The organism is Stenotrophomonas sp. FR010 (assembly GCF_047520755.2).
Taxonomy (GTDB): Bacteria; Pseudomonadota; Gammaproteobacteria; order Xanthomonadales; family Xanthomonadaceae; genus Stenotrophomonas; species Stenotrophomonas sepilia.
Genome location: NZ_JAXBQT020000001.1, coordinates 321,634 through 343,920 on the forward strand (window position 1 = coordinate 321,634; position 22,287 = coordinate 343,920).

At 68.1% G+C, this 22,287-nt stretch carries 17 protein-coding genes; 1 reads left to right on the forward strand and 16 read right to left on the reverse strand.

Going from position 1 to position 22,287, the window contains the following annotated elements:
* Positions 1-34: 34 nt before the first annotated feature.
* Genes trpA through trpB form a run of 3 tightly spaced genes read right to left on the reverse strand, consistent with a single transcriptional unit; the run spans position 35 to position 2,740 of the window.
* A complete protein-coding gene (gene trpA, locus ACM0PK_RS01535) occupies positions 35-844 on the reverse strand; it encodes a tryptophan synthase subunit alpha (RefSeq protein ID WP_005417949.1) in 810 nt (269 codons plus the stop codon).
* 1 nt (position 845) lies between these two features.
* Positions 846-1,526 carry a hypothetical protein gene (locus ACM0PK_RS01540; RefSeq protein WP_111201688.1) on the reverse strand — a complete coding sequence of 227 codons (681 nt, stop codon included), beginning with the start codon at positions 1,524-1,526 and terminating at the stop codon, positions 846-848.
* A complete protein-coding gene (gene trpB, locus ACM0PK_RS01545) occupies positions 1,523-2,740 on the reverse strand; it encodes a tryptophan synthase subunit beta (protein WP_072168497.1) in 1,218 nt (405 codons plus the stop codon). The genes ACM0PK_RS01540 and trpB overlap by 4 nt, the downstream gene beginning before the upstream one ends.
* Before the next feature lie 97 nt (positions 2,741-2,837).
* Here trpB and ACM0PK_RS01550 point away from each other — a divergent pair, with 97 nt between their 5' ends.
* Positions 2,838-3,725, forward strand: coding sequence for a LysR family transcriptional regulator (locus ACM0PK_RS01550; RefSeq protein ID WP_072168498.1), 888 nt, complete (start codon positions 2,838-2,840; stop codon positions 3,723-3,725).
* A gap of 71 nt (positions 3,726-3,796) precedes the next feature.
* Here ACM0PK_RS01550 and ACM0PK_RS01555 read toward each other — a convergent pair whose 3' ends face one another.
* The 13 genes from ACM0PK_RS01555 to prmB form a co-directional block, all read right to left on the reverse strand.
* Complete coding sequence (locus tag ACM0PK_RS01555; protein ID WP_072168499.1) at positions 3,797-4,906, reverse strand: toxic anion resistance protein; 1,110 nt, start codon at positions 4,904-4,906, stop codon at positions 3,797-3,799.
* Between the two features lie 44 nt (positions 4,907-4,950).
* On the reverse strand, positions 4,951-5,658 hold the full coding sequence (locus ACM0PK_RS01560) for a hypothetical protein (RefSeq protein WP_414607011.1): 708 nt from the start codon (positions 5,656-5,658) through the stop codon (positions 4,951-4,953).
* Positions 5,655-11,042, reverse strand: coding sequence for a DNA repair ATPase (locus ACM0PK_RS01565; protein ID WP_414607012.1), 5,388 nt, complete (start codon positions 11,040-11,042; stop codon positions 5,655-5,657). The genes ACM0PK_RS01560 and ACM0PK_RS01565 overlap by 4 nt, the downstream gene beginning before the upstream one ends.
* A gap of 82 nt (positions 11,043-11,124) precedes the next feature.
* Positions 11,125-13,143 carry a hypothetical protein gene (locus ACM0PK_RS01570; protein ID WP_005417967.1) on the reverse strand — a complete coding sequence of 673 codons (2,019 nt, stop codon included), beginning with the start codon at positions 13,141-13,143 and terminating at the stop codon, positions 11,125-11,127.
* Positions 13,143-13,817, reverse strand: a complete 675-nt coding sequence (locus ACM0PK_RS01575; RefSeq protein ID WP_134969110.1) for a DUF1449 family protein — start codon at positions 13,815-13,817, stop codon at positions 13,143-13,145. The genes ACM0PK_RS01570 and ACM0PK_RS01575 overlap by 1 nt, the downstream gene beginning before the upstream one ends.
* Positions 13,818-13,985: 168 nt before the next feature.
* Positions 13,986-14,642: a phosphoribosylanthranilate isomerase gene (locus ACM0PK_RS01580; RefSeq protein ID WP_065179160.1), complete on the reverse strand. Its 657-nt coding sequence runs from the start codon at positions 14,640-14,642 to the stop codon at positions 13,986-13,988.
* The gene (gene truA, locus ACM0PK_RS01585) at positions 14,639-15,409 is read right to left on the reverse strand and encodes a tRNA pseudouridine(38-40) synthase TruA (RefSeq protein ID WP_065179161.1); all 771 of its coding nucleotides are present in this window, start codon (positions 15,407-15,409) and stop codon (positions 14,639-14,641) included. The genes ACM0PK_RS01580 and truA overlap by 4 nt, the downstream gene beginning before the upstream one ends.
* Before the next feature lie 33 nt (positions 15,410-15,442).
* Positions 15,443-15,805: a VOC family protein gene (locus ACM0PK_RS01590; protein WP_049414720.1), complete on the reverse strand. Its 363-nt coding sequence runs from the start codon at positions 15,803-15,805 to the stop codon at positions 15,443-15,445.
* Between the two features lie 26 nt (positions 15,806-15,831).
* Positions 15,832-17,859 carry a FimV/HubP family polar landmark protein gene (locus ACM0PK_RS01595; RefSeq protein WP_414607013.1) on the reverse strand — a complete coding sequence of 676 codons (2,028 nt, stop codon included), beginning with the start codon at positions 17,857-17,859 and terminating at the stop codon, positions 15,832-15,834.
* A gap of 148 nt (positions 17,860-18,007) precedes the next feature.
* Positions 18,008-19,036: an aspartate-semialdehyde dehydrogenase gene (locus ACM0PK_RS01600; RefSeq protein ID WP_065179163.1), complete on the reverse strand. Its 1,029-nt coding sequence runs from the start codon at positions 19,034-19,036 to the stop codon at positions 18,008-18,010.
* Positions 19,037-19,125: 89 nt separating this feature from the next.
* Positions 19,126-20,163 (reverse strand): 2-hydroxyacid dehydrogenase, encoded by a 1,038-nt coding sequence (locus ACM0PK_RS01605; RefSeq protein WP_414607014.1) that lies wholly within the window; start codon positions 20,161-20,163, stop codon positions 19,126-19,128.
* Positions 20,156-21,259, reverse strand: coding sequence for a chorismate synthase (aroC, locus tag ACM0PK_RS01610; protein ID WP_414607015.1), 1,104 nt, complete (start codon positions 21,257-21,259; stop codon positions 20,156-20,158). The genes ACM0PK_RS01605 and aroC overlap by 8 nt, the downstream gene beginning before the upstream one ends.
* The gene (prmB, locus tag ACM0PK_RS01615) at positions 21,256-22,185 is read right to left on the reverse strand and encodes a 50S ribosomal protein L3 N(5)-glutamine methyltransferase (protein ID WP_053500256.1); all 930 of its coding nucleotides are present in this window, start codon (positions 22,183-22,185) and stop codon (positions 21,256-21,258) included. The genes aroC and prmB overlap by 4 nt, the downstream gene beginning before the upstream one ends.
* Positions 22,186-22,287 lie beyond the last annotated feature (102 nt).

Sequence of the window (22,287 nt, forward strand, 5' to 3'; positions counted from 1 at the left end):
TCAGGAGGACGCCGGCCAGCGGCCGGCAGTCCTGTTACGCGTCCAGCGCCTGCCGCAGCGGGGCGAGGAAGGCCCGGGCGCGCTGCACCGCGTCTTCCGCCGAGCCCGCTTCCGCCAGCGCCGCCACCAGCGCGCTTCCGACCACCACGCCATCGGCCTGGCGGGCCATGGCCGCGGCACTGGCGGCATCCTTGATACCGAAGCCCGCCACCACCGGCACCGATGCGCGCGCGCGCAACGCCTGCAGGCGGGTACTGGCGGCATCGCTGTCCAGGCGCTCGGACGCGCCGGTGACACCGGCAAAGCTGACGTAGTAGAGATAGCCACGGGCCAGCGCCAGCAGCTTGTCGGCTCGCGCCTCGCTGGTGGTCGGCGACGCCAGCAGGACCAGTGCAAGGCCGGCTGCGTCGAACGCCTGCTGGGCATCGCCCGCTTCTTCCGGCGGCAGGTCGACCAGCAGCACGCCGTCCACGCCGGCGTCGACGGCGGCCTTGGCGAAGGCCGCGTAGCCATGGATCTCCACCGGGTTGAGGTAGCCCATCAGCACCACGGGGGTCTGCGCATCGCGTTCGCGGAACTGCGCCACGGCCTGCAGGACGTAGCGGCTGCCGGCGCCGCGTGCCAGCGCGCGCTCGGAGCTGCGCTGGATGGTCGGGCCATCGGCCATCGGGTCGGAAAACGGCACGCCCAGTTCGATCACGTCGGCGCCGGCCTCGACCAGTGCGTGCATGACCGGCACGGTCGCCTCCAGCGAGGGATCACCGGCGGTGACGAAGGGAATCAGCGCCTTGCGCTGCTGTTCGCGCAGACGCAGGAAACAGGCATCGAGTCGGGATACGGGCATTTCAGGCACATCCTTCAATCAGTTCAATCGCATCGCTGGTTCCCCAGTACATCCGGGTGACCTTCCCTTCAAACAGTTCCAGGCGGATGCCCAGGTCCGAACCCGGGTCCTGCCAGGTGAGGTACTCGCCCTGGTCACCGTCGTAGGCATGCGGGCTGGATACCGGCGGCTTCGGGAACTGCGCCATGGCCTGGGCACGGGTCATGCCGATGCGCAGGCCGAAGGGACCGGGCTGTTCAACCGGCAGCTCCGGGTCGTCGCCCGGCTTCAGATCAAATCGGACCACGCGGTCGTCGTCGGTCATCATCGACACGCCCGGCGGCAACCCCCTGCCGACGTAGTACTCGCAGTCGCCTTCGAAGAACTCTTTCGCGCCCTGTGCCTTCCACGGCCCCAGTGACTTCAGGTCCCCCATGTGCTGACCAACCAGCACTTCGCCGGCATGGTCCAGCGCAACCGAGGCGACGGCGGGGGCGTTGTCGTCGTTGCTCTCTTCCGCAGACGGCGGATCGACGATCGGCGTACGCGCCATCGGGTCGAGGTCATCGTTGGCGGCCGGCTGCTGTGCGGGCTGCGCGGTGGCTTTGGCAGCCGGCGCAAGCACTGGCGGTTCCGGCGGCTGGCACGCGGCCAGGCCCAGCACCAGCAGAAGCACCCCGCTGTTCCGCAGCAGCGCGCTCACAGCACCAGCCCTTCGCGCGCGGCGATGGTGTGCACGTCCTTGTCGCCACGGCCGGACAGGTTGCACAGCACGATCTGGTCACGCGGACGCTCACGCGCCAGCTTGATCGCCTGTGCCAGTGCGTGGCTGGACTCCAGTGCCGGCAGGATGCCCTCGGTATGCGCCAGCAGGTGGAAGGCCTGCAGCGCTTCTTCATCAGTGATGCCCAGGTAGCGCGCACGGCCGGTATCGGCCAGGAAAGCATGCTCCGGGCCGACGCCCGGATAGTCCAGGCCGGCCGACACCGAGTGGGTCTCGATGATCTGGCCGTCGTCGTCGCACAGCACATAGGTGCGGTTGCCATGCAGCACGCCCGGCCGACCGGCGGCGATCGATGCGGCGTGGCGGCCGGTGCCGATGCCGTCGCCGGCGGCTTCGGCGCCGACGATCTCGACCTGGCGATCGTTGAGGAAGGCGTGGAACAGGCCGATGGCGTTGCTGCCGCCGCCGACGCACGCGGTGATCGCATCGGGCAGGCGGCCATACTCGGCCAGCATCTGCTCGCGTGCCTCGCGGCCAACGATGGCGTTGAAGTCACGGACCATGCGCGGATACGGATCCGGGCCGGCCACGGTGCCGATGATGTAGAAGGTGTCCTGCACGTTGGTCACCCAGTCGCGCATCGCTTCGTTGAGCGCGTCCTTCAGGGTGGCCGAGCCGGAGGTGACCGGCACCACCGTCGCGCCAAGCAGCTTCATGCGGTAGACGTTGATCTTCTGCCGCTCGATGTCGGTGGCGCCCATGTACACCACGCATTCCAGGCCCAGGCGGGCGGCAACGGTGGCACTGGCAACACCGTGCTGGCCGGCACCGGTCTCGGCGATGATGCGCTTCTTGCCCATCCGCGCGGCCAGCAGCGCCTGGCCGATGGTGTTGTTGATCTTGTGCGCGCCGGTGTGGTTCAGGTCTTCGCGCTTGAGCAGGATCTGCGCGCCGCCGACATGGTCGCTCAGGCGCTGGGCGTGGTAGATCGGGCTCGGCCGGCCCACGTAGTGGGCCAGGTCGCGGTCGTAGGCAGCCTGGAATGACGGGTCCTGGCGGGCCTGGTCATAGGCCTGGGCCAGTTCCTGCAGCGGACCCACCAGGGTTTCGGCAACGAAGCTGCCGCCGTAGCGGCCGAAATGGCCCTGGGCATCCGGGAAGGCGTGGTAGTCGGCAATGGGGGAGGCAGACATGGAAGCGACCGCTGGTTCGAGACAGGTGGATACTCTAGCGCACGGGTCTTGACCGGAAAATGGATATTATCTTGCGCATATCGTCAGGAAATCTCACATGAGCCGTTCCCTGCTGCCGCCACTCAATGCGCTGCGTGCGTTCGAGGCCACCGCCCGTCTCGGCGGCGTCGGCCGCGCCGCACACGACCTGCATGTCACCCACGGTGCGGTCAGCCGGCAGCTGAAGCTGCTGGAAGACCATCTCGGCCTGGCGCTGTTCCAGCGTGCCGGTCGCGGCCTGCGCCTGACCGCTGCGGGCACGCGGCTGCAGGCAGCGTGCAGCGAGGCCTTCGGCGGCATCGAAGACTGCGTGCGCGAACTGCGGCGGCCGGCGGCGGCCCCGGCGCTGGTACTGGGCTGCAGCGGCAGCGTGCTGGCGCGCTGGATGATCCCGCGCCTGCCTGCGCTGCAGGCCGCCCTGCCCGGCGTGCGCCTGCAGTGGTCAGCGCTGGATGGCAGCTTCACCGAGGCACAGGCGGCACTGGATGCGGTACTGCTGCTGGCACAGGGGCCGTGGCCCCGGGGCTGGCAGGTGCGTGAGCTGGCCCCGGAACGGGTCGGCGTGGTAGTGGCCCCCTCGCATCCGGCCGCGCAGCGCCTGCGGCATGTACCGCCCTCGGCGCTGCTGCAGGAGACGCTGCTGCACACCAGCTCACGGCCGCAGGCGTGGCCGGCGTGGGCGCAGGCGCACTCTCTGGACCCCGCGAAGCTGCAGCTGGGCACGGCCTTCGAGCATCTGTACTACCTGCTGGAGGCAGCGGTGGCCGGGCTGGGCCCGGCGATCGCACCCGAGCCACTGGTGGCCGAGGACCTGGCCGCCGGACGACTGGTCGCGCCGTGGGGGTTTGCCGCCACTGGTGGTTTCTGGGTGCTGGCGCAACCGGACGGACCACCTGATGCGCGCGTGGATGCGCTCGCCGACTGGCTGGGCCAGCAACTCCGATGACAACAAAAAGGGGACGGAGGGAATTAAGTCGCAAGTGGCACAAACGACTTAATTCCCTCCGTCCCCTTTTTTCAGCTGGCGGTCGGTGTGGCCAGGCGCTGCTGCAGGTCTTCGCGCAGGCGCGACAGCTCCGCTTCCGCCTGCTGCCGCTGCTGCATCCCTTCGCGATGGATGCTGCGCACTTCTTCCACCGTGGCGATCAGCTGGTCGTGCACATGGCGCAGCGTGGCCACGTCGATTACGCCGCGCTGGTTGCTGCGCGCGGTATCCACCGAGGCCTGGCGCAGCAGGTCGGCATTGCGGCGCATCAGTTCGTTGGTGGCGTCATCGATGGCCGTGGACAGTTCGACCGCAGCCTTCTGTTCGCCCAGCGAGAGCTGGATGGCGAACTGGCGCTTCCACGACGGAATGGTGATGTCGCGGACGGTGTTGAACTTCTCGATCAGCTGCAGCGCGTTGGCCTGGATCAGGCGGATCATCGGCAGCGACTGATCGGCGGCGTGCTGCATCAGCTGCAGGTCGGACACGCGCTTCTCGATCAACCGGATCGCATTGTCGATCTCGCCCTGGCGGATGCGCTGCTGGGGGTCCTCGCTGGCCTGCCCGGCCAGCTGTTCGGCCTGCAGTTCGGCCAGCCGCTGCTTGCCCGCTGCCGCATACAGGCCGAGCGCACGACGTTCTTCGCGGACGATATCGTGCATGCGGTCGAACTCGCCCACGCGCTTGCCCATCAACGCCTGCTGCACGCCGACGTCGGCCAGCAGCTGTTCGATCTGCGCGTTGGTGTCGCTGAACTTCTGCACCAGCTCGCCCTTGGAGGCGCGCATGCGGTCGATCAGGCCACCGATCACCGGCACCTTCGAACGCTGGGCGAAGCCGTCCAGCTTCAGGCTGCGCGCGATGCGCACCACCTCGCCCAGCTTCTCGCCACTGGCATCCAGGTCACGATTGCGGACCTGGTCCAGCAACTGGCTGGAGAACGCGGCGGTGCGCGTGGCCGCCTCGCGGCCGAACACCTGCAGGTTGCCCGGGCGCAGATCGTCCAGTTCCAGACGGATCTCGGCGATGCGCGGCAGATCCTCGCGGACCAGCCCAAGCGCCTGCAGTGCACCTTCGTCGAGCGCAGTGGCGGTGGTCGTGCCGGGTACGAGGGCACCGGGGGTCTGGCTGTCCTGGGTCATCGGGCAGTCTCCTTGCAGTTGGGTAAGCGGCAGCGGCGGCCGGCTCAAGGCAGTCTAGCCTGAGCCGCGGCCACCTCGTCATCGATCTGTGCGTGCAACGTGGCAGCCTTGCCGGCCAACGCAGCGCCCGCAGCGGCCTGGCCCGCCAGTGCAGCCTGCCGCCAGGCTGGCAGCAGCACGTCATGGATGCGCGCGAAGCGTTGCAGCAGCATGTTGTCCTGGTCCTGCAGCAGCTGCCATTGGCCGGCTTCCAGGCGGCGCAGCGAGGCCAGCCGGCGAAGATGGTCCAGCCGGTGCGACAGCGCGGCCTGACCGGCGATATCCAGCGTCGTCAGCCGCGACGCAGCCAGTTCGGCCCAGCCGTCCAGCGCCGCGGCCGCCGCGGAATGCTCAACGATGGCCATGGCCCGCAGATGCATGTGCTGCTGCAGGTGCTGGGCCTGCTCACGCGCCTGCAGGGCCAGTACGCCCAGCTGCGACTGCAGCGCGTGCCCTTCTGCTTCGCGAGCGACATCGCGCCCCAGCAGCCGTCCCCACCAGCCTTCCTGCTGCCGGATCTGCGCCGGGTTGCCGGCCTGCAGGGCCAGCGCGATGCGCGCAAGCGCAGCCACCAGGCGCTCGCCCGCACCCGGTGGCAACGGCATTTCGCGCCGCGCCAGCGCCTGCAGCAACGGCGCACCATAGTCGGCCAGCGCAGCGACATCGACCGTATCCGGCAGCATCGGTGGCGGCAGTGGCACGCGCGTGGTCACGGCAGCGGCGGCGGCTTCGGCGTGGATGCCGGCATGCCATCGCCGTCTTCCGGTGGCAATGACTCGCCGTAGAAGTGGCGCATCAGCGCCTCATCCAGCGCCCGCTCCTCCGGCGTCGCGGCGCGGCGTACGCGCGCGCGCTGCGCCACCACAGCGCTCGGCGTGCCCCGCTCGACCTGCTGTCGCGCCCAGCCGGCGAACGCGGCCAGGGTCTGCGACACCTGCACCTGCTGCGCCTGCGATGCCGCCAGCAGCTCCACCAGCGGCGCCAGGCCCGCCTGCAGGTCTTCGGCCAAGGCCGTGGCCGGCACGCCGGGGGCTGCCGCGACCGGCGCCGGCGCAGCGGCCGGACGCGCCTCTGAAAGGCGATGCAGGGCCTCCAGCAGCGCCGGCCACGGCGCCGGGTCCGCAACGGCGATCGCTTCCGGCGCGGGCGGTGGCAGCTGCAGCGCGGTGGCGATATCGGCCAGCTGCGCCACCACGCGCCCGCCGACATCGCTGTCGTCGGCCCCCATGGCCTTGTTGCGCAGGAAGTCGCGCTTGATCTGTGCCCAGCGCTGCGCCTGCGTGTCATCCAGTACGCCGCGCAGTTCGGCCAGCTTCAACAGGTTCTCTTCGGCACCGGTGGTCAGCAGCTGCGCCTCGCCCAGGTAGTGGTCGGAGATCAACTGCTGCAGTTCGTCCTCGTTCATCACCGGGGAGATCTTCTCGGCCAGCTTGTTCATGTTGCGGTAGCTGCCTTGCAGGCGGAACGGCGGCTCGGTGCGGTAGCGGTCGTCCTGTGCGGCGCTGGCGATGTACTGCTGGTTGACCCGGTAGACCACGTCACGCACACGCAGCATGCGCTGCAGGGTGGCGGTGATCTCGTTGATCTCCGCGCTGCTGTAGGCGTGGCTGAGGCCGTTGGTCGAGACCTCCTTGCCCATCGCGCGGTCGACCAGTACATACAGGTCGGCCATGTCGCGCGTGGCCAGCGGCGCCAGCACCGGATTGGAGGTCAGGCTGTTCTCGATGTAGCTGAGGGTGAAGGCGGCCTCCATGCCACCGAGCACGTCACCGAGGTTGTAGATGTCGGCACGGTTGGCCAGCATGTCCGGAATCTTGAACACCTCGCCGGACTCGGTGTACGGGTTGCCGGCCATCACCACGCAGAACTTCTTGCCGCGCATGTCGTAGGTGCGGGTGCGACCGCGCCACACGCCCTCGATACGGCGGGTGCCATCGCACAGCGAGATGAACTTCTGCAGGAACTCGGGATGGGTGTGCTGGATGTCGTCCACATACAGCATGGTGTTGTTGCCCATTTCCAGCGCCAGGTTGAGCTTCTCCAGCTCCTGCCGCGAGGTCGCGTCCGGTGCCTGGGCCGGGTCCAGCGAGCGCACCTCGTGGCCCAGCGCCGGGCCGTTGATCTTCATGAAGACCAGGCCCAAGCGGTGCGCCACGTATTCCATCAGCGTGGTCTTGCCATAGCCCGGGGGCGAAATCATCATCAGCAGGCCCATCAGGTCGCTGCGCTTGTTCTCGCCGACCGTGCCCATCTGCTTGGCCAGGTTGTCACCGATCACGCCCAGGTAGACATCGTTGATCAGCTTGTTGCGTACGAACGAGGACAGCGGCCGCGCCTTGAACTCGGAAAGCCGCAGGGTCTCGCGCTCGCGACCGATGATGCCCTGGCGCAGCGCCTGGTAGGCATGAAACGCTGGCACGAAATGACGCAGGTGCTGCTGCAGGCGCGCGAGGAAATCATCCAGCGATACCTCCAGCGCGCCATTGCTGATGCGTGCGTGTTCACCCAGCAGGCCATTGACCTCCGCCTGCAGTGCGGCATCGCTGGCACGGGTGCGCAACTGGCGCTGCACCAGCAGCAACGCGGCGGCTTCGTCGACATAGCCGGCATGCTGCGCATGCGCCGGCATCCGCGCCACTGCGCGCAGCCACTGCCCAGCCAATGACCAACGCGTAGCCAGTGGATCCTGGCCGCGCTGCAGGGCACGCTCGACCGCCTCACGCTGCCCCGCCTGTTCCAGCTGCTCGGCCAATGCCTCCAGCAGCGCCACCGCGTGGCGGCTGCTGCTGAACACCGGATCGCCCGCCGCCAGTTCTTCGCCCAGATAGGCGGCTGCAGCCTCCGCGGCATCGGCATCGAACGGCAACGCGTGGGACTGCGCATACCCCAGCAGCGCCTCGGCCATTTCTGTGCGCAACGCCAGGCGCCCTTCGTCGGACCCCAGCAGGCGTGCCAGCGCCTCGGCGCCCACCTGCCGCGCCGGCCATTGCGCCACCGCTTCGCGCCGCTGCTCAGCGGCCCAGAACAGCAACGCCAGCGCACGCACCCGCGGTGCGTGACGCAGGCTGCCGGCCGCCTGCTGCAAGGGCAGTAGCGCACGCAGGATCAGTGCCGCATCGTGGTCATGGATGCCACGCTCGTAGCCTTCGCGATAGCGTGGTGCGGCGAACGCACGCACACGCTGATCCAGCGCTTCCGGGTTGGCGACGTCGTGCTGCAGCGCAGCCAGATCGAGGCCATCGCGCCCCTCCTGCGCGGCCAGCAGCAGGCTGCCGGCCAGATACTCGCCGCGATACAGCGTGGGCGATTCCGAGTCAAGGGTGACCGGCCAGAACGGCTTGAGTGCGTCCAGCTCCGGATCGTGCAGGGTCTCCAGGAAGTCGGTGCCGGTCAGATGGATGGCCAACGTGTCGCCACGCGGCAACAGGGTCAGGTCCAGTGCCTGCGTATTGACGCTGAAGCGATGGCGCGGGCCCAGCCGCACCACGTTGCCGCCGGCTTCGTACAGGTCACTGCGGTCGCGCAGCTGGCGCACCGCCTGGTCACGCACGCCCTTCAGCCGCGCCTCGATGTCGTCGGCCTTGACGTTGTCGTGCAGCGTGCGCAGGCGCTCGGCCAGCTCACGCAGCTTGAGGATCAGCGGATCACCGGCAAAGAACGCGTTGAGCTCATCGGCGGTGGCGAAGCGCTCGGTGCGCCTGGCCAGGCCGTCGAGGATCCGATTGGCCGCATCCAGTACCGAGCGCGCCTTGCGCTGGCGGTCATCCAGCAACGCCTGCTTGTGCGTTTCGAAGGCCTCGACCAGCTCTTCGCGCTTGCTCAGGATGTCGCCGAGGAACTGCTCGTGTTCGCCGAACTGGCTCTCCAGTTCCTCCAGCTGCACCAGCAGGCGCGACAACTGCTCGTCGGCACGTTCGGGGTCGGTGGCCAGCGCCAGCGCGCTGGTGATCGACTGCGAGAACAGCGCGAACTGGGCGGCGAACTGCGCCACGGCCTCGGCCGAACCGAGTGACCTGCGGCGCTGGTCAGCACGCGCGCGCGCCTGGTTGAGGCGACCGTACAGCACCGAGATCGACTCGACCACGCGGGTGCGGGCAGTGGCATCGTCCACCTTCAGGCCGGCCATCAGCTCGGACAGCATGTCCAGGTCGGACGCCATGCCACGCAGGCCTTCCAACTGCTCGTCCAGCTGGCGCGCCGTCTGTGCCTGCTGCGCGGCATCATCCAGCGCCTGCAGGCGCGTGGCCAGCGGCGCCAGCGCTTCCTCGCCGGCGAGGAAGTCACCGGTGGCGGCGCCAACACGGTCCTGTGCCTCCACCAGTTCGACGGTCATCGCCTCGATGCGCGCGGTGTCGATGTAGCGCAGCTCGCGGAGGGTCAGCAGCCGCCCGCGCAATGCGGTGATCGCGTTGAGGGCCTCGACGAAGGCCTGCACCTCGCTCCAGTTCTGCGGTTGCAGCCGGCCCAGCAGCGCCTTGTGCGCGGCCTCGGCCTCCAGCATCGCCTGCGCCGATTGCTGACGGATCGACTGCACCTTCTCGTACTCGTCCAGCACCGATTCGCCGGTCGCGCTGATCTGCCGCAGCAGCGCCTCGGCGCCATCGCAGGCCGCGTCACCCAGCCAGTGGTGTGCATCAAAGAGGCGCCGCGTATCGGCCACCAGGCGCTGGTAGCGCTGTACCGACACGTCCTGGCCATCGATCTCGCGCGCCAGGTTGAACAGGTTGGAAATGCCGCGCACCAGCTCGGCGTTGCCGATGCGGCCCATGAACGTGTTGCCGGGCGGCCGGTTGGCGGCGAACTCGTCACTGCTGAACGGCGTCTGCCAGACCTGCATCGGATGGATGCGGGTCGGTTCGCTGCCCTCGGCATGGAACAGCACCATGCGCCCGTCCTGCATCAAGGCGTAGCCATGGCCGAACACCGGGTTCTGCAGCACGCGCTGGATGGTGTTGTAGACGAACAGCGCCGAGCGCCCGCCTTCGCGCTCGTAGAAGATGTACAGCACGTCCTCGCCGTTTGGCGAACGGATGCTGCGCTTGAACTGCATGCCGGCCATCGAGGCATCAAATGCCTTGTGCTCGCCGCCCTGCAGGTAATAGCCACCCGGGAAGATCACGCCATGGTCTTCGGGCAGCTGCACGCAGGCCTGCACGATCGCATCATTGCGCACGATGCCGCCGGTCAGCGTGTTGTAGATCAGGCCGCGCCATTCGGTCTCGCGGTACGGCAGCACCTTCAGCAATACCAGCGAGCCGACCCGGGCGAACTCGAACTGGGCGTCGTCCAGCGACTGCGTGCTGTCCTCCACGGGTTCACTGTAGATGCCCTGTCCGGTTTCGGTGTTGTTTTCGACCTTGATGGTGAGGTCGCCACCGGTGGTTTCCACGAACAGGGTGTCGAGGATGTTCAGGTGCGAATGGCGGCCGTTGACCGCCAGGTCGCGGGTCGCCCGGGTCCATTCGAAGTCGAACGGCGGCGGCAGCGCGATATCGCGCTCACCGCGCGCATCCAGGTAGGTCAGCTCGCCCTCGCGCGACAGCGCCCAGCGGAACACGCGCACGTCGCTGCTGCGCTCGCCGATCTGGAACGAGGCCAGCAGCTTGTCGCCGACCACGATCAGCTGCAGCAGGCGCGCGTGCTTGTAGTAGGCATACAGCTCGTTGAAATCGTGCACGAAGCCGGGCTGGTCGAGGAAGCTGCCCTTCAGTTCCAGGGCAGCGACGTCGTAGCCGTCGCTGCCCTGCACCAGCCGGTACAGGCCGAACACATCCTCGATGCGGGTCTGGGTCTTCAACCCGATGAACACGTTGTAGCCGAACAGCAGGCGGTCCGGGCCCACCTGCACGATGTCACGGCCGACGCAGTTGTTGTCGCTGCGGATGCGGAAGCGCCCGACCACCTCCAGGCGGCTATCGCCGAACTCGGCCAGGCGCTGGCGGTTGAGTGTTTCGGCCAGGCCCTGCAGGCGCTGGCCCTGCTCGGCCAGGCGGCGGCGCAGGACTTCGTAGGCGCCGCCCTGGGCGACAGCCTGGTCGACGGTGCTGCCGCCGGCCTCCGGCGCAGTGGATTCGGCGGACGGATGGGTTTCAGACATCAGCAGGTTTCCGGCTCACGGGCGGACGGCCGCGGTTGCGGCCGGCGCGGGCGGGCGATGGCGACGGCCATCGCCCGATGCATCAACGGGCGCTGTCGACCACGGTAGCCGACACGGTCGGTACCGCTTCGGCATCCTCGGCGATCTGGCGCGGCGCCGGTTCGGCCACGGCCACGCCCAGGTAGCGCTGCATCAGCTCCTGCACGATCGGGCTCTTGCCGGCGAAGCCTTCGATCGACTTGCCCAGCGACACCGCCTTGACCAGGTTCTCGAACATGCCGCCGTCGCCGCCGACCAGGTCGATATCGGCGTTGCGCAGCGCGCTGGCGATGACATTGGCGTTCTCGCGCGAGACTTCCTTGCCGGCTTCGATCGAGGCCAGCGCCTGCTTCAGGCTGTTGTCCAGCATCATGCGGAACTCTTCATGGCCACGTGCCTGGTCACTCAGCGAGGCGATGGCTTCGAACTTGCGCACCAGGCCCTCGGCCTCGGCCAGCAGCTTCTTCTGCACCACTCCGGCTTCGGCATTGCCCAGCGACTCGGTGGCGGTGGCACGGGCCAGGCCCATCTTTTCTTCACCCTGCGCCTGCGCCTGCAGGGTCTCGGCCAGAACGCGGGCTTCGTTGCTGCCCTGCTTCAGGCTGGCTTCGGCCTTGGCTTCGATCACGCGCGCTTCGGCAATGCCGACCTTCTCGATGGCCAGCGCCGAAGCTTCACGCACCTGCGCTTCGGCCAGGCCCGGCGCTGCCTGTTCGGCACGCAGGGCATCGGCCAACAGGCGCTTGGCTTCGGCCTGCTTGCCGGCCGCTTCATGCTCGGCCTGGGCCAGCGTGGTCAGTTCCACCGCGCGATGCTTTGAAGCGGTCTCGCGCGCCTGCGCTTCCTTGACTTCGCGCACCAGCGCTTCCTGCGCCTTGGCCTCGGCTTCCAGGATCAGCACCTGCTTCTGGCGGTCGGCCTCGGAGACTTCGCGCACTTCCTTGATGCGCTCCTCTTCCTGCGCCACGGTCTTGTCGATGGAGATGCGTTCACGGGTGATGTTGGCCACGTCCATCTTGCCCTGCTCGACCACCTTGTCACGCTCCACGCCCTGCAGCTGCACTTCACGATCGGTGGTGACCTGCTCCAGCTGGCGTGCGCGCTCCACGCGCTCGGCCTCGATGGCCACGGCACGCTGGCGGTTCTGCTCGGCCACTTCCACTTCGCGCAGGCGGTTCTGGTCGCGGATCTCGATCAGCTGCTGCGCTTCGATGCGGGCGTTCTCGGACAACTGGCGCTGCTCCTCCTGCACCTTGGCGGTCTCGGCCTCCTCGCGTGCGCGGATGGTCTCGATCTCACGCTTCTGCCGTGCTTCGGCTTCGGCCTGCTGGCGTTCCAGGGCCAGCAGCGCTTCGCGCGCTTCCACGTTCTTCTTGGTGATGGCGAGCTTCTCGTTCTGCTCCAGCTCGTTGGTCACCACGTTCTGCGCAGCCGTCAATTCGGTGATCTTGCGGATGCCCTGCGCATCGAGAATGTTGAACTGGTCCAGCAGCGACTTCGGGGTCTGCTCCAGGTAGTCGATCGCCACGTCCTCAAGGACGTAGCCGTTCAGATCATTGCCGATCACCGCGATGATCTCGTCGCGGAACTCCTGGCGCTTCTCGAACAGTTCGGTGAAGTCGAACTTCTTGCCGACCGTCTTCAGCGCTTCGGAGAACTTGGCGTTGAACAGCTCGTCGACGGCATGCTTGTCCGATGCACGGTCGGCACCGATGGCCTTGGCCACGCGCAGGACGTCGGCCTGGGTCTCGTTGACCCGCAGGTAGAACGCCACGGCGATATCGGCACGCATGTTGTCGCGGCAGATCAGGCCTTCCTTGCCGCGGCGGTCGATCTGCAGCGTGATCAGGCTGATCCGCATCAGCTCGGCGCGGTACAGCACCGGGATGATCAGCGCACCGGTGAAGTGCACCTTGGGCGTGGAGCTCATGTCGTTGACGATCAGGGCCACGCCCTGGTCGACCTTGCGGTAGAAGGCCTTGAACAGGCCGGCCAGGCCGAGCAGTGCGACCAGCAGCACGGCTACGCCGATCAGGAAGGGGGCCATGGTTGCCAACGTCATCAGTGATTCTCCTTGTTGCCCGGAAGCAGGTTGTCCTGGAAGTCGAGGGCGACCGCGTCGGCGCGGACCACCCGGTAATGGTGTTGATCAGCCACGTGTTCGACCAGCACGATGCGCTCGCCACGCTGCAGTTCGATCTCGCTGCGCACCTGCAGCACCAGTCCGGCGCCGCCATCGTCGAAGGTGGCGTGACCGCCGCGGGCATCCACCTTCGGCGAGGCAACCACGCCGGTACGCCCCAGCAGCGAGGCCTGCGCCACCGGGCGCAGGCGCAGCAGGAACCTGCGGACGGGGCGCAGCAGCAGCGCGGTGAACGGAACCGCCGGCAACGGCGCCAGAAGGGCCACGACCGCACCGATCGCCCAGCGCAGCAGGTCCGGCAGCGGCAACAGCACGAACAGATGGACGAAATAGGTGACGATCCAGGCGAAGAAACCCAGCAGCGTCACCACAAGCATGAGGGGAACCCCACCCAGGCCCCAACGCGCCAGCAGTGCGGACAGTCCCTGCAGATCATGTGGGTCGCCATGCAGCGCCCCATCGGCGCCGGCATCGCCAAACCCGTCGTCGACCAGGCCGAAGGCCGCCAGTGCCCAATACAGCACCGCCACCGCCAGCACGATGCTGTACGGCAGGGTCGGGAAACCGAACACGACGGTGAGGAACTCCTGCATCGCTTGCCTTCCTGGGCTGTGGGCGGCGGCCGCCCGTTCGGGACGCGCCATGCACGTCCCGTCGATCCCCGCGCCGACCCTCATGGCAGGCGCGCTTGGGTCCATCCTATGTGAAGAATGCGTGCAGGCTCAAATCCAGGTCCAAATCACGGCAAATAGTGACGCCAATCACTCAAGAACCGTGCAATCGGCGCGGCGCACTTCCTCGACGAAGGTGCGCATCTTATCGCCGTCCTTGATGCCCGGCTCCAGTTCGATGCCACTGGAGACATCCACGCCCCACGGCAGGGTACCCAGCACCGCGTCGTAGACGTTTTCCGGGTTCAGGCCACCGGCCAGCAGGAACGGGCGATGCAGGCCCGTCGGAATGCGGCCCCAATCGAAGGCCACGCCGGTGCCGCCACCGCCGCCCGGCGCGTGGCTGTCGAACAGGAAGCCGGCGGCGCTGGGATAGCGCAGCTGCAGGGTGCGGGCGTTGATCTCTTCACGGCCGCCCATGGCGATCGCCTTCAGGTACGGCATGTTGAAGCTGCGGCAGAAGCTCTCGTCTTCCTCGCCGTGGAACTGCAGCAGGGTCGGTCGTACCGTGCGCAGCACCTCGCGCACTTCTTCCTTGCTGTTGTTGCGGAACAGCGCCACCACGTCGACCATGGGCGCGATCGCCTGGCGCATCGCGCGTGCCTCGGCCGGAGCGACCCGGCGGCTGCTTTCACGGGCAAAGATGAAACCCACCGCGTCCACGCCCAGCTCACCGGCCAGGCGGACGTCGCCGGCCCGGGTCATGCCACAGAACTTGATGCGTGTGCGGTAGTAGGAACGGCTCATAGCGTGACCTCGGCGGGCAGGTGCCAGTTGTCGGGGTACAGGGGCCCAAGGAACACCAGGCCCTGCGGCGGTGCGGTGGGACCGGCTACGGTGCGATCGCGCCCGGCCAGCAGTTCGGCGATCCATTCCACCGGCTTCTCGCCACTGCCCACCAGGATCAGCGATCCGACGATATTGCGGACCATGTGATGAAGGAATGCATTGCCCTGCACGGCGACCTCGATCACCTCGCCCTGGCGGCTGACCTGCAGTGACTGCAGCTCACGCCGGGCGTGCAGCGCCTGGCACTGCACCGAACGGAACGCGCTGAAGTCGTTCTCACCGAGCAGGGCCTGGCCGGCGGCGTGCATCAGGGTCTCGTCCAGCGCGCGGCGCTCCCAGCTCAAGGTCTGCCGGTCCAGCGCGGGCCGCACTTCGCGGTTGAGCAGGCGGTAGCGGTAGCGGCGTGCGCGCGCGGAGAAACGCGCGTGGAAATCCTCGGCCACCGGCACGCACCAGCGCACTGCGATCGAGCGCGGCAGGCGGGTGGTAGTGCCCAGCATCCACGCGCGCGGATCGCGCAGCACGTCGGTATCGAAATGCACGACCTGGCACTGGCCGTGCACGCCGGCATCGGTGCGGCCAGCACAGACCACCTGCAGCGGCGCATCGGCCACCGACGACAGGGCCTGCTCAAGGCTGGCCTGCACGCTCGGGCCACCCTCGCCCAGGTTCTGCCAGCCCCTGAAATCGCTGCCGTCGTACTCGACGCCAAGCGCGTAACGCATGTGCTACCTCAGATGTTGCGGGAGGGGCGGCGCTCAGGCCGGATCGCGTTCGGACCACACCGCCAGTTCGTTGCCACCAGGCTCGACGAACTGGAAACGGCTGCCGCCGGGGAAGGAAAACACCGGCCGCACGATCTCACCGCCAGCGTCAAGCACCGCCGCTTCGATCGGTGCCAGCTGGTCAGCGTACAGCACCAGCAGCGGGGCACCGGCATCGCTGGCACGCAGCGGCTGGCCGCGGAAGAAGCCGCCCTGCAGGCGGCCGTCGTCGAACGCGGTGTAGTCGCTGCCATAGTCTACGAACGACCAGCCGAACGCCTTCTCGAAGAAGGCGCGGCTGGCTGCAGGATCCGTGGAAGCGAATTCAACGTAGTCGATGCGGCGCTCGCGGCTCATGGCGCGGTCCTTGTCGGTAGGGTCGATCACGGCAGGCGGGCCAGCAGTTCGCGGGCCTGGGCCTGGCAGTGCAGGTCGCCGCCCTCGGCCACTTCCTGCAGCAACGTACGCGCGGTCTGGGCATCGCCCAGGTCGAGGTAGGCGATGGCCAGCTCAAGGCGTTCCTGCCCGGCGCGCGGCGCCCAGCCGGCATCGCTGGCCGGCGGCGCAGTACCGTCTTCATGCGCCGCCGCGGCCAGCGCGTCATGCGGCGCTGCGCCCGAAGCCTCGCCGTCAGGGTGCTCGGCCGGCAGGTCGAACACGCCGCGGAACTGCGGCTGCTGTTCGGCGTGCAGCGCGTAGTCCGGCACTGCCACCTCGCCAGGGGCCGCCTGCGCGAGCGGCTCATCCTGCGCGGCGGCGGCCGGCGCGGAATCCTCCTGCGTGGCCACCGGCTCGTCCCAGCGCGGCAGGTCGGTCACTGCCTCGGGCAGCTCCATCACTTCGTCATCGCGCAGCGTCTGCGCCTGCCAGTCAGCCTGGGCGGCGACGTCGGCGACCGGTTCGGCAGCCACGTCATCCTGCCCCCCGGTTTCGCTCGCCCAAGCCGGCATCGCCGGCTCCTGGCGGCCCGCTTCGGGCACCTCCGACGACCACGAGGACTGCTCGGCCAGGGTATCCAGCGCCGCGCCCGCCGGTACCGCAGCGGTCAGGCCGGCGGCATCGTCTTCGTCGCGCAGCGGCGGCAGCGGCGACGGCTTGCGACGACGCAGCAGCCAGGCTGCACCGGCCGCCAGCAGCAGCACCGGCAGCCCCAGCCAGTACCACGGCGTTGCCGCATCGCGGGTATCCGGTGCCTGCGCCAGTCGCTGCTGCGCGGCGGCCAGGTCGTTGTCCTTCATCGCGATCAGCGACTGCTGCTGTTCCTTGAGTTTTTCCAGGTCGGCGACGCGCTGCTTCAGCTCGCCAATCTCGGCATCGCGGGTCGCGATGTCCTCGCGTGCCTGGCGCAGTTGTTCGTTGCCCAGCATGTCACCCTCGCTGCCGGCTCCAGTGCCGGTGGTTGTGCCCACGCGCGCGGCGTCGGAAGCCAGCGCCGGAGCGATTTCAAGTCGTGCCCCATTGGCCGCGGCCGGGGAAGAAGCGTTCGTGGTTGCCGCCGCGGCCATCGGGGCGACGGTACCCGCCGGTTGCGGCACGGTGCGCGCCTGCCGCCACTGCGCTGCATGCTCGCGCACCAGCGCTGCGGCCTCGGCGGCATCGACCGCCGCCAGTGCATCGCTGCCGGGCATGCGCAGTACGGCGCCTTGCTTGAGCAGGTTGACGTTGCCGCGGATGAAGGCCTCCGGGTTGGCCCGCAGCAGGGCGATCATCGCGCGGTCGCGGCTGACCTGGTTGCCGCGGGCCACCGCGCTGGCGATCTGCGACAGGGTCTGCCCACGCTGGACGATGACGCTGCCATCGGCTGCCTGCGCGGCAGCGGGTGCAGCCCCTGCACGCGGGCGAGCCGATGCAGGTGCCGGCGCTGCCGCAGTGGACGGCGCAGGTGCGCTTGCGCTCTCCGCAGCGGCCGGTGCCGGTGCAACGTCACGGACGATGGTGTTGGAGAGGGTACCGGCCGGCGCGACGATTTCCGGTTCGGCCACCGCCAGTGCGCTCGAGGGCGCATCAACCAGTGCCGAGTATTCGCGCACCAAGCGGCCCTGGCCCCAGTCGGCCTCGATCAGGAAGCTCAGCGACGGGGTTTCGACCGGCGTCTGCGAGGTCACCCGCACCACCGCCCTGCCCTGCGCATTGCGGGTCAGTTCGAACTGCAGCTCGCTGACCAGCCCGGCCGGCCGCTGCAGGCCAACGCGTTCGAAGGTGACCGCAGAGGCCAGCGCGACGCGCAGGTTCTCCAGTTCGGATGGATCGGCCGAGACTACTGGGATTTCGGCCAGCAGGGGCTGGCCCGGCTTGGACAGGACACGGATGTCACCCAAGCCCAGGGCAAGCGCCGAACTGCTGGCCAGGGCCAGCAGCGCGGTGGAAAGATAGAGGAGCGGGCGCTTCGCGCCCCTGGCCCGTTTATTCATGGGCGACACTATAAAGCGTGCGGACCGGGGTCCGCACCCACCGAGGGGACCTTCGGTAGCGCCGGCCGCTGGCCAGCAGACACGCACGTCCACACATCACGGCAATGCCGGCCAGCGGCCGGCACTACCGGTGAGGCAACCGCTGTGATCAGCGCTGCTCGGCGGCGACCAGCTCGGCCAGCTGCACGGCGTTCAGGGCAGCGCCCTTGCGCACGTTGTCCGACACGATCCACAGGTTCAGGCCACGCGGGTGCGACAGGTCCTCGCGGATGCGGCCGACGTACACCGCGTCCGTGCCCGAGGCGTGGGTGACCGGGGTTGGGTAACCACCGGCCTCGTGACGATCCACCACTTCGATGCCCGGCGACTGCTCCAGCAGCGCGCGCGCTTCAGCGACGGTGACCTTGTCGCGGGTCTCGATCGCCACCGACTCGGAGTGGCCGTAGAACACCGGCACGCGCACCGCGGTCGGGTTCACCAGGATGCTGTCGTCACCGAGGATCTTGCGGGTCTCCCAGATCAGCTTCATCTCTTCCTTGGTGAAGCCATTGTCCTGGAAGTCATCGATGTGCGGGATCAGGTTGAAGGCGATCTGCACCGGGAAGCGCTGCGGATCGATCTCCTGGAAGCTGAGCAGCTGGCCGGTCTGCTTGCCCAGTTCCTCCATCGCCGAGCGGCCACCGCCGGACACCGACTGGTAGGTGGACACATTGATGCGCTCGATGCCGTACTTGCGGTGCAGCGGCGCCAGCGCCACCAGCATCTGCATGGTCGAGCAGTTCGGGTTGGCGATGATGCCGCGCGGACGGTTGGCGACCTGTTCCGGGTTGACCTCGGACACCACCAGCGGCACGTCATCGTCGTAACGGAAGGCCGAGGAGTTGTCGATCACCACCGCACCGGCGGCGGCGAACTTCGGTGCGTATTCCTTGGACACGCTGCCGCCAGCCGAGAACAGCGCGATCTCGACACCGGTCGGATCGAAGGTGGCCAGGTCCTGGACCTTGACCTTCTGGCCGTTGAATTCGATCTCGCCACCGGCCGAACGCTCGGAGGCGAGGACGCTCAGGCTACCGACCGGGAAATCACGCTCGGCCAGGATCGACAACATGGTCTCGCCAACGGCGCCGGTGGCACCGACGACGGCGACGTGGAAACTGCGCTGTGCATTGCTCATGGGGAACTCTCACGAAAACGGGAATGGGGGAAAACACGCACGACAGCTGGGTTCGGGGAACCTCCTCAAGCGGGGCGCGCGGAGGTTCCCTATCGTTTCCCGGTTTTTTTGCCCAGCATCACGCGCGCGGCCATCGCCGCGTCAGCGTTGATCGCGCTCGGCATGCGCGACGGGCCACCATCCAGGCCGAGCCCGGCAGCCAGATTATCCACGGCCAGCTGTACCATCGTCGTGCGCGTGGCCAGCGAGGCGCTGCCGATATGCGGCGTGAGCACCACGTTGCGCAGCGCCAGCAGCTCCGGGCGCACCTTCGGCTCGCCCTCGTACACATCCAGGCCAGCGGCCGCCAGGTGGCCGTTGGCCAGTGCGCCGGCCAGCGCCAGTTCGTCGACGATGCCGCCGCGGGCGATGTTCACCAGGGTTGCCGTCGGCTTCATCTTCGTCAGGGCAACCGCATCGATGATGTGATGCGAGGCCGGCGTGTAGGGCAGCACCATTACCAGATGGTCGGACTGTGCCAGCAGTGTATCCAGGTCCACGTAGGTCGCGCGGAGCGACGCCTCGGTGTCGGCCGGCAACCGTGAACGGTTGTGGTACAGCACCTTCATGCCGAAACCGTGCGCGCCGCGGCGGGCGATGCCCTGGCCGATGCGGCCCATGCCAAGGATGCCCAGTGTGCTGCCATGGACCTCCGCGCCCAGCATGGTCTGGAACGACCACTGCTGCCACTGCCCGTCACGCAGCCAGCGCTCGGACTCGGTGATCCGGCGCGCGGTTGCCATCAGCAGCGCGAAACCGAGATCGGCGGTGGTTTCGGTCAACACGTCCGGCGTGTTGCTGGCCAGGATGCCGGCCGCGCTGAGCGCGTCGACATCCAGGTTGTTGTAGCCGACGCCGACATTGGCGATCACCTGCAGCTGCTTGGCATCGGCCACCTGCGCCGCACCGATGCGCTCGTTGAGGGTGATGATCGCGCCGTCGGCGCTGGCCAGCTGTGCGGCGATCTGGTCCGGCGACCAGGCGGTGACGGTGTCGGTGCTGCGCAGCTGCACGCGATCGCGCAGCGGCGCGATGGCCGCCTCGATCAGCGGCTGGCTCACCCACACGGTCGGCCGCGTGTCAGCCATCGATCTGCCCGGGAATGCGCGGGGTGATCGTGCCGACATCGCCGCACTGCGCGCGATGACGCAGCGCCTGATCCATCAGCACCAGCGCCACCATCGCTTCGGCGATGGGCGTGGCGCGGATGCCGACGCAGGGATCGTGGCGGCCGGTGGTGACCACCTCGACCACGTTGCCGTCCGTATCCAGCGACGGGCCCGGCAGACGCAGGCTGGACGTCGGCTTCAGGGCGATCGACGCAACGACCGGCTGGCCGGTGGAGATGCCACCGAGGATGCCGCCGGCATGGTTGCTGGCGAAGCCTTGCGGGGTCAGCAGGTCGCGGTGTTCAGTGCCCTTCTGCGCGGCGCTGGCGAATCCGTCGCCGATCTCCATGCCCTTCACCGCATTGATGCTCATCAGCGCAGCGGCCAGTTCGCCATCAAGCTTGCCGTAGATCGGCTCACCCCAGCCCGGCGGCACGTTGTCGGCGACCACGTCCACGCGCGCACCGACCGAATCACCGGACTTGCGCAGCGCATCCATGTACGCCTCGAGTTCCGGTACCTGTGCGGCGTGCGGCCAGAAGAACGGATTGTCTTCCACCGCCGACCAGTCGAAACCGGCCGGGGTGATGTCGCCCAGCTGCGACAGGTAGCCACGCACGGTCACGCCGAAACGCTCGGCCAGCCACTTCTTGGCGACCACGCCAGCGGCCACGCGCATGGTGGTCTCGCGTGCCGAGGAACGGCCACCGCCACGCGGATCGCGGATGCCGTACTTGTGCCAGTAACTGTAGTCAGCATGGCCCGGGCGGAACTGCTGGCCGATATTGGCGTAATCCTTGCTGCGCTGGTCGGTGTTGCGGATCAGCAGCGCGATCGGGGTGCCGGTGGTCAGGCCCCCGTATACGCCGGACAGGATCTCGACCTCGTCGGCCTCGCGCCGCGCGGAAGTGTGCCGGCTCTTGCCAGTCGCACGGCGTTGCAGGTCGTGGGCGAATTCGGTCGCGTCCAGCGCCAGCCCCGGAGGGCAGCCATCAATCACGCAGCCGATGGCCGGCCCGTGCGACTCGCCGAACGTGGTGACGGTGAACAGCTTGCCGAACGAATTGGAGCTCACGGGCGCTGCGCCGCCAGTTCGGTGATGCGTGCGCTGTGGGCGATCAGCTCGCGGCATTCGACCGCGAAGATGCCCATCTGGCCGACCTTGAACTCGATCCAGGAAAAATCGACTTCCGGCAGCAGCTTGACCAGATGCTGTTCGGACTCACCCACTTCACAGATCAGCAGACCGTCTTCGCTCAGGTGCAGCGGGGCATCGCGCAGGATCTTCAGCACCAGGTCCAGGCCATCGTCACCGGCACGCAGGCCCATTTCCGGCTCGTAGGAATATTCCTGCGGCAGGGCATCAGTCTCGTCGTTGGTGACGTACGGCGGGTTGGTGACGATCAGGTCGTAGTGGCGGCCGGTCAGACCATTGAACAGGTCCGACTTGATCAGGGTGACGTTGTGCGCCTGCAGGCGCTCCTTGTTCTCCTCGGCCAGCGACAGTGCGTCGTCACTCAGGTCGACGCCGTCCACTTCCCAGTTCGGGTAGTAGTGGCCCATGGCGATGGCGATGCAGCCCGAACCGGTGCAAAGATCCAGCGCGCGGCTGACATCGCGGCCGGCCAGCCACGGTTCGAAACCACATTCGATCAGTTCGGCGATCGGCGAGCGCGGCACCAGCGCGCGCGTGTCACTCTTGAAGCTCAGGCCGGCGAACCAGGCCTCACCGGTCAGGTAGGCAGCGGGGATGCGTTCGTCGATGCGACGCTGGAACAGTTCCAGCACGCGCAGCTTTTCGGCCCGCAGCAGGCGTGCCTGGCCGTAGGCCGGGCCGAGGTCGTGCGGCAGGTGCAGGCTGTGCAGCACCAGCTGGGTTGCCTCGTCCAGCGCATTGTCGTAGCTGTGCCCGAAGGTCAGCCCGGCTTCGTTGAAACGGCTGGTGCCGTAGCGGATCAGATCGATGATCGTGTGGAGTTCGGCGGCCGTTTCAGCGGTCATGGCGGTACTGCGGGCAAAGTGGCCCCCGATTATAGGGGCTGGCGCCCGCGGCAGCATCCGTTGCGGCGGAAACGATCGGGCCGCAGCCGGTATGATGGAGCC